The 13,713-nt window shown below is 62.5% G+C and carries 11 protein-coding genes; all 11 read left to right on the plus strand.

The features are described 5' to 3' along the window. Positions 1–24 precede the first annotated feature (24 nt). The 11 genes from V3B46_RS18160 (at position 25) to galE (ending at position 13,693) form a co-directional block, all read left to right on the plus strand. Positions 25–1,209 (plus strand): cystathionine gamma-synthase, encoded by a 1,185-nt coding sequence (locus V3B46_RS18160; protein WP_329892541.1) that lies wholly within the window; start codon positions 25–27, stop codon positions 1,207–1,209. Beyond that, the gene (locus V3B46_RS18165) at positions 1,206–1,988 is read left to right on the plus strand and encodes an ABC transporter permease (RefSeq protein ID WP_080291756.1); all 783 of its coding nucleotides are present in this window, start codon (positions 1,206–1,208) and stop codon (positions 1,986–1,988) included. Before V3B46_RS18160 ends, V3B46_RS18165 begins: the two co-directional genes overlap by 4 nt. Beyond that, entirely contained in the window at positions 1,930–3,396 is a 1,467-nt protein-coding gene (locus tag V3B46_RS18170; RefSeq protein WP_329892542.1) for an ABC transporter ATP-binding protein, read from the plus strand. Before V3B46_RS18165 ends, V3B46_RS18170 begins: the two co-directional genes overlap by 59 nt. A 17-nt stretch (positions 3,397–3,413) precedes the next feature. Next, complete coding sequence (locus V3B46_RS18175; protein WP_329892543.1) at positions 3,414–5,213, plus strand: class I SAM-dependent methyltransferase; 1,800 nt, start codon at positions 3,414–3,416, stop codon at positions 5,211–5,213. An 8-nt stretch (positions 5,214–5,221) separates the two neighbouring features. Further along, on the plus strand, positions 5,222–7,453 hold the full coding sequence (locus V3B46_RS18180) for a hypothetical protein (protein WP_329892544.1): 2,232 nt from the start codon (positions 5,222–5,224) through the stop codon (positions 7,451–7,453). A gap of 4 nt (positions 7,454–7,457) precedes the next feature. After that, positions 7,458–8,189 (plus strand): glycosyltransferase family A protein, encoded by a 732-nt coding sequence (locus V3B46_RS18185; protein WP_154262210.1) that lies wholly within the window; start codon positions 7,458–7,460, stop codon positions 8,187–8,189. After that, positions 8,186–9,625 (plus strand): glycosyltransferase family 4 protein, encoded by a 1,440-nt coding sequence (locus tag V3B46_RS18190; RefSeq protein WP_154262211.1) that lies wholly within the window; start codon positions 8,186–8,188, stop codon positions 9,623–9,625. The genes V3B46_RS18185 and V3B46_RS18190 overlap by 4 nt, the downstream gene beginning before the upstream one ends. Then, positions 9,622–10,323 (plus strand): NAD-dependent epimerase/dehydratase family protein, encoded by a 702-nt coding sequence (locus tag V3B46_RS18195; RefSeq protein WP_329892545.1) that lies wholly within the window; start codon positions 9,622–9,624, stop codon positions 10,321–10,323. The genes V3B46_RS18190 and V3B46_RS18195 overlap by 4 nt, the downstream gene beginning before the upstream one ends. Positions 10,324–10,453: 130 nt before the next feature. Continuing rightward, the gene (locus tag V3B46_RS18200) at positions 10,454–11,233 is read left to right on the plus strand and encodes a glycosyltransferase family A protein (RefSeq protein ID WP_164171462.1); all 780 of its coding nucleotides are present in this window, start codon (positions 10,454–10,456) and stop codon (positions 11,231–11,233) included. Between the two features lie 4 nt (positions 11,234–11,237). After that, entirely contained in the window at positions 11,238–12,674 is a 1,437-nt protein-coding gene (locus V3B46_RS18205) for a glycosyltransferase (RefSeq protein ID WP_329892546.1), read from the plus strand. Continuing rightward, a complete protein-coding gene (gene galE, locus V3B46_RS18210) occupies positions 12,671–13,693 on the plus strand; it encodes a UDP-glucose 4-epimerase GalE (RefSeq protein WP_154262214.1) in 1,023 nt (340 codons plus the stop codon). Before V3B46_RS18205 ends, galE begins: the two co-directional genes overlap by 4 nt. Positions 13,694–13,713: the final 20 nt, after the last annotated feature.

A 13,713-nucleotide genomic window follows, 5' to 3' on the forward strand; every position in this document is an offset into this window, starting at 1 on the left:
CGTCGGCGCCCCTCAGGAAAGAACATGTCCAACGCAACTTCCCAGGATCGCGCCCTGGCCCTGGCTACCCTGGCCATCCACGGTGGCCAGTCGCCCGACCCCAGCACCGGCGCGGTGATGCCGCCGATCTACGCGACCTCGACCTACGCCCAGTCCAGCCCGGGCGAGCATCAGGGCTTCGAGTACTCGCGTACCCACAACCCGACCCGCTTCGCCTACGAGCGCTGTGTGGCCTCGCTGGAAGGTGGCACCCGTGGCTTCGCCTTTGCTTCGGGCATGGCGGCCAGCTCGACCGTGATCGAGCTGCTGGACGCCGACAGCCATGTGGTGGCGATGGACGATATCTACGGCGGCAGCTTCCGGCTGTTCGAGCGCGTGCGTCGGCGCACTGCCGGGCTGGACTTCAGCTTCGTCGACCTGACCGATCTGGCCGCGTTCGAGGCCGCCATCACGTCGAAGACGAAGATGGTCTGGATCGAGACCCCGACCAACCCGATGCTGAAGATCGTGGACATCGCCGCTGTGGCCGCCATTGCCAAGCGCCATGGCCTGATCGTGGTGGTCGACAACACCTTCGCCTCGCCGATGCTGCAGCGTCCGCTGGGACTGGGTGCGGACCTGGTCCTGCATTCGGCCACCAAGTACCTCAACGGTCATTCGGACATGGTCGGTGGCATGGTCGTGGTCGGCGACAACGCTGAACTGGCCGAGCAGATGGCCTTCCTGCAGAACTCGGTGGGTGGCGTGCAGGGCCCGTTCGACAGCTTCCTGGCCCTGCGCGGCCTGAAGACCCTGCCGCTGCGCATGAAGGCGCACTGCGCCAACGCGCTGGCCCTGGCGCAGTGGCTGGAGAAGCACCCGGCCGTGGAAAAAGTGATCTACCCGGGCCTGCCGTCGCACCCGCAGCATGAGCTGGCCGGCAAGCAGATGGCCGGTTACGGTGGCATCGTTTCGATCGTGCTCAAGGGCGGTTTCGAGGCGGCCAAGCGCTTCTGCGAGAAGACCGAACTGTTCACCCTGGCCGAATCGCTGGGCGGCGTGGAAAGCCTGGTGAACCACCCGGCGGTGATGACGCATGCCTCGATTCCGGTCGCGCGGCGGGAGCAGCTGGGGATCAGTGATGCGCTGGTGCGGCTGAGCGTGGGCGTGGAGGATCTGGGGGATCTGCAGGTGGATCTGGAACGGGCGCTGGAGGCTGCCACCGCATGATGGGCCGGCGCATCGAATTGATGCTGAGCCTGACCGGCCGTGACATCAAGAAGAAGTACAAGGATTCGCTGCTGGGTGCGCTATGGGGCGTGCTTGTGCCGCTGATCATGCTGGCCATCTATACGATCATCTTCTCCACAATCTTCAGTGCGAAGTGGAAAGGCATCGAAACCCATACGAAGGTTGACTACGCTGTCCTGCTGTTCATCGGATTGATCGTCTACAACTTCTTCGCTGAGTCGCTTACGCGTGCGCCCACTGCGGTGCTCAGTAATCCGAATCTGGTGAAGAAGGTGGTGTTCCCGCTGGAGGTGCTGCCGCCGGTGGTGGTGCTGTCTTCCCTGTACAACGCAGGTGTGGCGACGGTGGCGCTGGTGGCGTTCCTGCTGTTCAGCAGCTTCGGGCTGCATTGGCAGGTCGTGCTGCTGCCGCTCCTGATCGTGCCATTGCTGGCCCTGACCATGGGCGTGACCTACTTGTTCGCCTCCCTGGGCGTGTTCTTCCGCGACGTGGATCAGATCGCCGGGTTGCTGGCGCGGGTGCTGCAGTACCTTACTCCCGTGCTGTATCCGTCGATCATCTTTCCCGAGGCCATCGGCAACTGGATGCGCCTCAGTCCGCTGGCCATCTATGTCGAGCAGACCCGCGCGCTGATCGTAACCGGCACCTTGCCTGACTGGGGGCACTACGCCTGGGCGGTGGGCTGGTCGGCAGGGATCTATGTCTTTGGTTACTGGTGGTTCCAGCGGACCCGGAGGGCCTTCGCCGATGTCGTCTGACAATCTGGTTATCGACATCGAGAATGTCAGCAAGGTCTTCAATATTTTCGACAAGCCGTCGGATCGCCTGCTGCAGATGCTCCTGCCCCGGCTTGGCCGTGTGCTGCCTGGCAAAGGGGAATGGCCCTCTCGTCAGCGCGGGCGCGAATTCTGGGCGCTGCGCGACGTCAGTCTGAAGGTGAAGCGCGGTGACGCGGTGGGCATCATCGGACGCAATGGTTCAGGCAAGTCGACACTGCTGCAGATCATCGCCGGCACACTGGCCCCCACCACCGGCTCGGCGCAGGTCAATGGCCGTATCGCCGCGTTGCTGGAACTGGGCAGCGGCTTCAATCCAGACTTCACCGGGCGTGAGAACGTCGTTCTCAATGGCATGATCCTGGGTCTGACCGAGCGCGAGGTGATGCAGCGTTTCGATGCCATCGCCGCCTTCGCCGACATCGGCAACTTCATCGACCAGCCGGTGCGGACCTACTCCAGCGGCATGATGCTGCGACTGGCGTTTGCAGTGCAGACTCAGGTGGAGCCCGACATCCTGATTGTCGATGAGGCCTTGGCGGTGGGTGATGCGCTGTTCCAGAAGCGCTGTTTCCAGCAGATGGAGGCGCTGCGTGCAAACGGCTGCACGCTACTGCTGGTGTCGCACGATCAGGAGTCGATCCGTACGCTCACGGACCATGCCATCCTGCTTCGTGACGGCACCGTGCGCGTGGCCGGCCCGTCTTCGGAGGTCGTGCTGGAGTACCGCAAGCAGCTGCACGACGATGAGCGCGATTACTACGCATCCATCAGTGCCCAGCACCTGCAGCACGCCAGGCAAACCATCGAGGCACAGTCGGATGCCGACCCGGTGGCCGAGCCTGCCGAGCACGGCGGTTCGCCTGTGCTAGGGGTGCGCAGTGACAAGCTGTCCTTCGGTGACTTCGACTGCGTGGTGGAACATGTGCGGGTGCTGGACACCGACGGCAACGAATGTGCGTACTTCCTTCCGCGCGAACGCGCGATCATCGAGGTCACCGCGCGACCGACGCGGGCCATGGATAAACTGAACGTCAATGTCCGCCTGCGCAACAAGGAAGGCGTGAAGCTCTATTCATGGGGAACCCTGAATCAGGATGTCAGCCAATGGACCGAGCAGGGCAGTGAACAACCGGGTGTATGGGGGACCACGTTCCCCGCCGATGAGCCGTTTGTTGTGAGGTTCGAATTCGACTGCGCTCTGGGTGTCAATTTCTACGAGGTGCAGGTTTCGGTTTCCGAGGAGCTCGAGCGTTTTGGCGGTGCCCAGCGCATGCTGCACTGGCGGGACGAGGCTGCGTTCTTCCAGGTCGGGATGCGGCAGAAGGAATACACGTTTGGTGGCGTCTGCGACCTTCGCATGCACGCAACTGTCGCCACCACCCCTTGAACGAAGAAGGCACTGCAATGGATATGACCCCATCCCTTTCGAACACTGCCCTTACGCCTGCTGCGGCGCGGGTCGCAGTTGAGCGGCTGCGTTCCTGGTTGCCTGCAGGCGCGGTAGCACTGCGCGGCGACGTACCTTCGGCGTTGTTGCAGGGGCTTCGCCAGACTGGCATGACGCTGCAGGATGGCGGTCACGGCGCCGCGTCGGGCGTCATCGTGCTTGAGCAGGGGGATGTGGGCCACGCGAGCGAGAGAATTTCAGCACTGCTGTCGGACATCGCAGGACCGGTTTGCCTGGTGATTGTGGGTGATGCTGCCTCCACTTCCAGTCGTGCTGCCTGGGAAGCGGCAATCATCAAGGCGGAGTGGCGGAAGCATCCACTCAATGAGCGGGTGGCGCCTTATGGTGAGCTGGATCGAGTCACCGGCTTGCTGATGATCGCCTTCGAACGTGTGCCTGCTGCTGCTTCGGCGGTCTACCCGCTGAAGGCGCTCGAAGAAGAACGGGATCTGCACACCGACATGACGCGTGAACCCGGGCGCCGGTCTGACGCGCACATGACGCGGTACGCGCAGGCAGCACAGTTCATCCGCCCCGGGGACCGGGTTGTCGACGTGGCCTGTGGACTGGGCTACGGCTCCTATCAGTTGGCGCACAACAGTCATGCCGCCTCGTTCATCGGCCTTGATGCCAGCGAGTATGCGGTGGACTATGCCAACGCCAATTTCGCACCGGTTTCGCCTGTGCCAACTACGTTCGTGGTGGGGGATGCACAGGATCTGACCGAAATGGCCGACGGGTCTGCTGATTTCGCGGTATCCGTGGAAACCCTGGAGCATCTGCCGGAGCCGGATCGGTTGTTGTCCGAGCTGCACCGAGTGTTGTCTGCACGTGGGCGCGTGTACGCCAGCGTACCCAATGACTGGTCGGACGAGACCGGCGAAGATCCCAACCCGTTCCACTTCCATGTTTATGACTGGCCGCGGCTGGTGGCGCAGTTCGAACGCAATGGTTTCGAGATCGAGAAGGCGTGGCTGCAGGATGCCGGTGGTGGTCAGAAACGCCACCTTGTTGCGCGCTCGATGCTGGAGATCGACCCTCTCCAGGGTCCCGTGTGCGATGGCGAATGGTTGCTGGTGTTGGCGCGCAAGGCGGGTGCTTTCTCCGAAGGTGTCTCCTGTCCTTTGCAGGAAATTCAGGTCCTGATTGCAGAGGGTCGCCGTGGCGATGCACTGGACCGGCTCGATGCAATGCACGGTGGCGAAGATGCGTTGTTGCGGGGGGCGTCCCACGCACTGTCTGCGATTCTGAACGTGGTCGATGGGAATGACGAGCAGGCTCGAGTCCATTGGCAACACGTGCGGACAGCTGCTCGCGAAGCGCTGGCCTCTGGTGCCGATGACGCTAGAGCGGCGGGGCTATTGCACCTCGCCTCCGAACGTATGACCGACGATACTCCGGCGAGCCCGGGTGCATTGCAGAGGTTGCTTGAGTCGCATCCGCTGGTCATGGCGGAATTGCTCGGTACATCGACTGTCCTGCCATCGGACGAAGATGACCGAGCGATTACTTCGGGTCCCGGCGATGGAGCCGAACAGATCAATCTGGGGTCCCGTGAGGTGCGCCAGTTGATGGATGCCAAGCAGTGGCTGGACGGCAAGTACCACGAGCACATGCAGCGCATCAACGAGCTTGAGAAGTACACTGCGGAACTTGAAGCCGCCCGGCAATGGCTGGATACGCAGTATCATGCGTTGTCGGCCGAGGTTCGACGACTGTCCACCGACGCCGCATCGCACGCCGGTGGCAACGGATAACCGCGACGATGAGTGACTCCTCTCCATGCGTTGCCGCTGCCACGTTGGATGCCCAACTGGCAGAAGATCTGGCCGGATACTGCCTGCGAGCGGTCGGCCCCAGCCGAGTCTGCCTGCGAGGACAGGAACTGGCTGCGATTGCGGCTCCGCTGCGTGCCGCGGGCTGCAACGTCGTGGAAGATGCACAAGGAGCTTCTAGTTTGCCTGGTCGAAGCTTGGGTATCGCTTGGGCAGGTGATGCGGTCGAACGCTCGTCCGCCCTTGACTGTACGCTGGATTCGATGGTGCTGATTGGTCCGGCAGAGTGCTCGCAGGAGCTGTCCGGCTGGGTCAAGCAGGCGGTCGCACAGGGTTGGCAGATGCACCCGGCCACCTATGCACTGGAAGGTGCACCTGCTGGTGCAGCGGTCCTGGCCCTCAGCCGGGAAGGCGTGCATTCCTTGCAGCCAAGCGTCGACCTTCAGGCCAGCTACCATGGCTTGGCCGCCGCACTGGTGCGGCCTGGTGATGCGGTGATCGCGACGGACGCCGGCGATCGCGGCCTCTGGCGCATCGTGCAGCAGCATTCACGCTGTCGCTGGCTCGGCGTGGTCATGGAGCCTGCACTGGAGCTGGAACTGGAACCAGGCGTGGAATGGCTGGAGCCTTCGGCATGGCGACAGAACGCACAGCCGGTCGATGTGGTGATCACCAGCTTGGGTCACGAGCATTCGGACTTGAGTGTTTGGTTACAGCACGTGCAGGCGGTGTTGGCACGTAGTGGCCGCCTGGTCGTGGCAATCCCGCTTCACGATGGACGCAGCGCCCAAGCTCGTGCGCTGATGGACGCGATGGAACAACAGGGCCTCGCCATCGATCGTGCATGGTGGCAAGGTCTGAATCATCCGGCAGGTCTATCCCAGTTCGTGGAAGTTCCGCGCGATGCTGACGATCACCTGCTCCTGGATCCAACCATTACCGCAACGGCGGACGCGCTGGTGTTGATGGCGGTCAAGATCAATGGACATGGCGTCATTCGCGATGCCTCCTTGCAGGCGCCGAACATCATCGCATTCCAGCGTGACTACCTCGATGCGAGCCTGGTCCGCCTGATCGTCGCAATGGGGCTCCGCCTGGAATCTGCAGGCCTGCGCAGGCAGCTGGCTGACAGGGTGCTCCGCGAGTGCCCTGATACGTCTGCCGACTATGGTGCTGCGCTCTGCGTGCTTCTGTATGACACCACCGCATCGGGTGGCGACAGGCGAGATGCGTTGCTTGCTGCTGCCAAGCGCTACATGGACCTGCCCGTTGCCAACCCGACAGTGTTGCGCTGGCAGGTCTCACTGGCCTTCGCCGCTGCGCTCCTCCATCAAGCAGATGGCGAGCTGTCATTGGCAGCAGACTGCTACACGCGCGTCCTCGCATTCGATGTACTGCAATTCAGCCCATTGCTGGGAACCAAAACCACTGCTGCGGCTGTGCGCCTGGGCTGGATACGATTCGGCCAGGGCGATGTGGCGGCCGCTCGCGAGGCATGGGCGCGCGGGCTGGATGAGGCGCGTCGGTTGTCTGCTCAATCTCTTTGGAGAGAGGTGGTCGGCAATGCCGATGCGCCTGAAACATTTGCGCTTCCGGAACTTGCGGCAGTCATGGACGAGGCGGGCTGCCTCGCATCGGCGCTGCGCTTGACAGCTGAAGTCCCGCTGCGGCCCGGCCTTGCCTGGCAATGGAGCAACCGTTCCTGGCGGACGCAGTTGCACGAGCTCCGCAGCCAGCTGCAACACTCCAAGCTGTGGCTGGAGCAATTGCAGGATTCGAAGGATTGGCTGGATGGCCAGTATCATCAGTTGACGGCGGCACTGGAGCAATCACGGCAGGTGATCGAGGCAGCCCGGTTGCAGAAGAATCTCCTGGACAAGGAGATTGCAGGTATTCGTGCGGCCTTCCACCTGGCGCACCAGCACGCGGAGGCCAGGCAATCGGCATTGCAGGGTGAGCTTCGCCAGGCCCAGGCGGAGAACGCGGACCTGTTGGATCTCTACGCCCGGCAGCAGGCGGTGCATGCACGCTTGGAGGCGTCCGCACGCACGCTGGCGGCAGCGACCGGCGTGGTCATGGGGAACGCGCCGCAGCCGTGCCTACCGGCCGAATCGCTTGCGGCGGAGATGTCCCGGCTGGCCGAGGCACTGGAACGCTTGCCGATGAAGCGCATGGTGCGAGTGATGCTGAGTGCGCTGACCTCGCTGCTCCGGCGGAGGTGAGCCCATGGCACCGGGCCTGAGTGTTGTAGTCACCTTCCACAAGGAGGGCCTGTTTGCCCACGCGGCACTGTGCAGCTATCTGAAGTCGCGTGCGGACGCCCGCCAGGCGGGGATCGACGTGGAAGTCGTGCTTGTACTGGACAATGCAGATACAGAGACCACGGCGATCGTACGCAACCATCCCGATCTGGAGGGCGATGAGCTCATCATCGAGGCTGCCGTGGGGGATGCTGCACTCGCCCGGAATCTCGGCCTGGCGCGCGCGCGCGGTATTCATGCTTGCACGTTGGATGGTGATGACCTGATCAGCCGCGAGTACTTCCGACGTCACATGGCCTTTGCGGTCGGCCTGCCTGAGCGAACGATCCTGCATCCGGAAGTGGTCGTCAGCTTCGGTAGGGACAACTTCTTCAGCTGGCAGCTGGACCAGGACTCCATGTACTTTTCCGCCGACATGCTGATCTCCGAGAACCCATGGGTCAGTGCGGTGTTCGCACGACGCGATGTGTTTGCTGAGGTTCCTTATGTCGGGTGTCGCCCGAAACAGACCGGTTTTGGCTATGAGGATTGGCACTGGAGTTGCCAGTCCGTGGCCGCGGGCTTCCGGCACGTGACCGTGCCGGAGACAGCCTACTTCTATCGGTTGAAGCAGAGTGGCTCGGTCAACGCGACCAGCAGTGAGCTGCAGGTCGTCATGCCGCCAAGCGACCTTTTCGGTCGTTGGGAGGATGCATGATCGGGCGGTTGCTGGCTTTGCTGCGTCGCGTGAGCCTTCGACAGCTTCTGCGTGATCCGCGCGCTGAACTGGGACGCATCCTGGGCGGGGTGGGCAGGCGGCTGGAGAGCACGGGTAAACGCATCAGTCATCCGCGCCGTGAGATGCCCGCGTGGCTGGATGGTGAGATCAACGCGCTGGCGCACTTCGAGCCAGAGCTGCTTGGACCGGAAGGTTACGGTGTCCACTACAGGCACTATGGCGTCCCCGTCGATACCCGGGCAGGAGCGTTGTATCACGAGCTGGCTGCAGCCGTGGGCGCACGTCGCGCCACGCACGTGCTGATCGTGCCGTGGCTTGTGCGGGGTGGTGCTGACCGCGGAGCTTTGTATCACCTGAAGGCGTGGGTCGAGTCAATGCCGGCGGCCAATGCTCTGGTGATCCTGACCGAAGACATCGATTCGCCTTGGCTGGATCGCATTCCTGCCGGTATCAGGGTGTTGCATTTCGGGCGGATGCTGGGGCCGATGGGAATGCCGGGCAGGGTGCAGTTGTTGACCCGGCTGCTGGTGCAGATGCAGCCGAAGGTCATCCATGTCATCAATTCCCGCGTTGCCTGGGAATCCTTCAGGCTGCATGGATTGGCATTGCGCCAAGCATCGCGGCTATTCGCCTCGCTTTTCTGCGATGACCGTAACAACGATGGCGTGCCCGTCGGCTACGCACGCAGCTATCTGCGTGAGTGCCGTACGCACCTTGCGGGGGTGTTCTGCGACAACGACGTATTCCCGGACCTGTGGGTGCGGGAACTCGGTGTACCGCGTCAATTGTTCACGGTCCTTCGTTTTCCCTATGACCGCACGGTTGTCCGCAAGGATGATGATTTTGGGATCGACGGCGCTCCTCGGATCCTGTGGGCGGGGCGTTTTGATCGACAGAAGCGTCCGGATGTCCTGCTGGCCATTGCGCGTACGATGCCGTCAGTGCCCTTCGATGTGTACGGTGTATCCGAGTTGGGCCGCGTGCATCCGGCGATCAGTGAACTACAGAGTCTGCCGAATGTGAAACTGCATGGTTCATTTTCGCGGTTCGAAGACATTGCAGGGAAGGCCCATGCGGCCTACCTGTTCACCTCCTCCTGGGAAGGGGTGCCGACGATACTGCTGGACGCCAGTGCTGCCGGTTTGCCCATTGTTGCCCCTGCCGTGGGCGGCATCGTGGACCTGATCGATCGTTCCATCCTGGTGGACGCATCGGATGACGTTGCGGCGTATGTGGAGCAGTTGCAGCAACTCATCGATAGTCCGGCGCTTCGCCGAAACCGCCGGGAGCAGCAGTACGCCGCATTGGCGGTGGGGCGTGGCTGGGGCGACTTTGCCGGCGTGCTGCGTGAGGTTCCCTACTATCTTCCGGGGTCACCGGCGACGTTGACCCATAAAAAAGGACGCTCATCGTGATTATTGGACGTGGATTGGTTGCCACGGCCTTCGTGGACGACTGGCTGCAGGATGAGACGACGATGATCGTCGCTGCCGGCGTGTCGAACTCGGCCGAAACAGAGCGCGCCGCATTTGCGCGCGAAGAGCGCATGCTCGACGAGGTGCTTGCAAGCAAGCAGTTGCGGCGGATTGTCTATTTCGGCAGCTGCGCGGTCGGCAACCCGTCGGAACGGCAGACCCCGTATCTACAGCACAAGGCGGCAATGGAGGCTCGCATCCTCGCCGACGTGCGTGGCCAGGTGTTCCGCCTCCCGCAGGTGGTGGGGGCGGGCGGCAATCCGCACACCCTGACCAATTTTCTGTGTTCGAGGATACTTTCGGGCGAACCCTTCGACGTGTGGGCTCGGGCGGAACGTAATCTGATCGACATCCAGGACGTGGCGACACTTGGCACCCACGTGCTGCGCCATCGGGACCAGTACCCACCGATGATGTCGCTGGCCGATGTCTGCTCCACCAACATGCTGGCGATCGTGCGTTGCATGGAGGACGTTCTGGGGCGGCAGGGCAATTGCCGGGTTCTGGACCAAGGCGTAGCGTTCCCGATTGAAACAGCGGATTGCGAACGTGCGGCTCGGGCATGCGGTGTCCGCCTGGGCCCCGGATACATGCGGGCGCTGATTGGGAAGTACTATGCCGGTGCCGTCAATGGTTGACGTATTCACTCAGTCTTCCAGGCCGCAAGTATGATCAGCGAAACGCCAGCGGCTGGCTCCGGCCCCGGTGGTAACCCATGACAATCTGGTGGTGCAGAATGAGCTGCAGTAGTAAACGGTGCACTGCGATGTGGCCGAGCCACAGGAGTGGCGTATGAACGTGCCGGCACTGAGTGCCATTGTCACCTTCCATGGAGAAGGGATACTTGCGCATACCACGTTGCGCTCCTACGCGCTGTCGCGCAATATCGCCCGCCAGCAGGGGGTGGAGGTGCAACTGGTGCTGGTGCTGGATCGGGCAGATGCGCAGACGCGTGCGTTTGTGGTCAATCATCCGGACCTGGATGGCAGCGAGACCGTTGTCGAAACCCAGGTTGGTGATCTGGCATTGGCGCGGAATGCGGGCGTGGCTGCCAGCTGCGCTGACTACATCTGCACACTGGATGGCGATGATCTGATTTCGACCCGCTACTTCCTTATGCACCTGAAGGAAGCCGCGCAGCTGGATGGACGGTTCGTGCTGCACCCGGAAATGGTGCTGAGCTTTGGCATGTACAGCGCGTTCAACTGGCAGGTCGACCAGACGGGCCCCTATTACGACGAGCACGCCCTGCTCAGCGTCAATCCGTGGATCAGCGCGGCATTCTCCACGCGCGCGCTTTACGAGGAAATCCCATATGTGGCCTGTTATCCACGGCAGACCGGATTTGGCTATGAAGACTGGTACTGGAACTCGGAAACCATCGCGCGTGGCGTCGTGCACCGGCTCGCTTGGGGCGCGGCGTACTTCTATCGGCGCAAGTGGCATGGATCGCTCAACGAAGCCAGCCATGCGATGAAGACCGTCGTCCCAATGACATCGCTGTTCGCGTTGGGGCGCGATCGCGGCCAAGGGCGGGACCATGCTTGAGCGCATGACCCACAGCCGCTGGGTGCGAAACCGCTACACGCGCCGTGTCGCTCATTGGGTGCGGCGCCTTTACGCGTTGCTGTTCGGGCCGGACGGCTTGGAACAAGCCGGCAACCATGGCGCGTCTGCACCGGCCATGCCTGCATGGCTGCAGGAAGAAATGCTTACGCTCGCGGCACTGGAGCCTGAACTGCTACCGCCGGGGGCGGGCGTGGATCGCTACGCGTTCTATGCAGTGCCAATGGATGTGGCTCCTGGTCGCGTCTTCGATGCCATCTCCCAGGCCATCGGCTCGCTGCCCTACAGTCACGTCCTGCTGATTCCCTGGCTGAAGCAGGGGGGCGCGGACCGGGGGATCCTCTACCACTGCAATGCCATCGTGGAAAGCAACGCCAAGGCGCGGATCCTGGTGCTGTCGACGGAGAAAGCAACGTCACCGTGGGCATCACGCCTCCCACCTCAAGCTACCCACGTAGACTTTGGCGGGTTGTGTGCGTCGCTCGACTTCAACCAGCAAGTGGCAGTGATGACGCGCGTGCTTGTGCAGCTGCGTTCGCCGCTGGTGCATCTGGTGAACTCCCGGGTCGGCTGGGAAATGATCCTTCGCCACGGGCTGGCGCTTACCCAGCACAGCCGGATCTACGCGTCCATCTTCTGTGATGACTACGACCAGCGGATGAACCCGGTCGGGTATGCGCGAGATTATCTCCGCTATTGCTATCCCTACCTGTCTGCAGTGATCTGTGACAATTCCTGCTATCCAAGGATCTGGACGCGCGAACTGGGTATCCCCGCTTCGTTGTTCACGGTGGTCCCTTTCCCCTATGACGGTACCCTTCCGGAAGCGGCCGACGTGGCGCTGTCTGCGGATTCCGCCGCGCGCGTTCTTTGGGCGGGGCGCCTGGACCGGCAGAAGCGGCCGGACCTGCTGGCCGCCATCGCGGCACAGATGCCCGATGTACAGTTCGACGTGTACGGTGCCCAAGTGATGTCTGGTGCTGCTGGGCAGGACCTTCAACGGCTGCGCTCGTTGACCAACGTCACATTGCATGGTGAGTTCAATCGACTGGAAGCTGTGGCCAGCAGCGAGCACTTTGCTTACCTGCATACCACTGCATGGGAAGGCACTCCGACGATCCTGTTCGATGTGGCTGCGGCGCGCTTGCCGATCTGTGCAGCTGCGGTAGGCGGCATTGTCGACTTCCTGGCTACCCAGGATATGGTCGCCGTTGCAGATGATGTGGATGGTTTCGTGCAGGAGCTGGGCCGGTTACGTGCATCGGCCGCACTGCGCAACGCGCGGGTCAAGCGGCAGGTTGAATCCTTGCGACGCGATCGCGGTTGGTCTGATTTCCGCCAGCGATTGCGCGAGCTGGATGGATATCTGACTCCGGATACGGCGGCGCAGCACAAGTCACAGACGGATGGCACTCAAGAATGAAGGTTCTGGTTACGGGCGGCGCCGGCTTTGTCGGATCGCATACAGTTGTGGAGCTGCTGGCTGCAGGTCACCAGGTGCAGGTGATCGAGAACTTCTGCAACAGCGAGCGGTGGATCGTTGATCGCATCGAGCGTATCACCGGGCAGCGACTTGCATTGGATGAGCTGGACATCAGGGACAGCGAGGCCCTCGCGGCGAGCATGCAGCGTTTCCGGCCCGACGCGGTCATTCACTTCGCTGCCTTGAAGTCGGTCTCGGAAAGCACGGAGCAGCCGGCCAGGTACTACGATGTCAATGTTGCGGGAACCACCTGCCTGTTGGAGGCCATGCAGGCGGTGGGGAGCCGCCACATCGTGTTCAGCTCTTCGGCGACGGTCTATGGTCAGCCGGAAACATGCCCGGTCGCCGAAGGAGCACCCGTTGGGCCCGGCAACCCCTACGGGCGCACCAAACTGATCGGGGAATGGCTGATACGTGATTGCGTGCATGCGCCGGGTGCTTCCCTGAACGCGGCGATTCTTCGCTACTTCAATCCTGTCGGCGCGCATTCCAGTGGGCTGATTGGCGAACTGCCGCGGGGAGTGCCGAACAATCTTGCTCCCTACATCACCCAGACCGCTGCGGGGCAACGCGATTACATCCGTGTGTTCGGCGCCGACTACGCAACGCCCGATGGAACCGGGGTGCGCGACTACATTCACGTGGTGGATCTTGCCAAGGCGCATGTTGCGGCACTCGATGCCCTCGCTACAGGCGGTGAGCGCGAACTGACGTTGAATCTGGGAACCGGTCGTGGCTACTCGGTGCTGGAGCTGATTGAAGCCTTCTCGGCGGTGGTCGGCCGTCCAATCCCATATCGCCTACAGGATCGTCGCGCTGGTGACATCGGCGAGTGCTGGGCCGACCCCTCTTTGGCCAATCGAGTGCTGGGTTGGCGCGCGCAGAAGGACCTCCAGGACATCTGCGCTGATGCCTGGCGCTGGCAGCAGGCCCTCTCTGAAAGCCCCGCGCTCCGCTAGAGCAGCACGGTGGGAAAAAG

Origin of the sequence: Stenotrophomonas sp. SMYL11 (assembly GCF_036320005.1) — a bacterium.
Taxonomy (GTDB): Bacteria; Pseudomonadota; Gammaproteobacteria; order Xanthomonadales; family Xanthomonadaceae; genus Stenotrophomonas; species Stenotrophomonas maltophilia_A.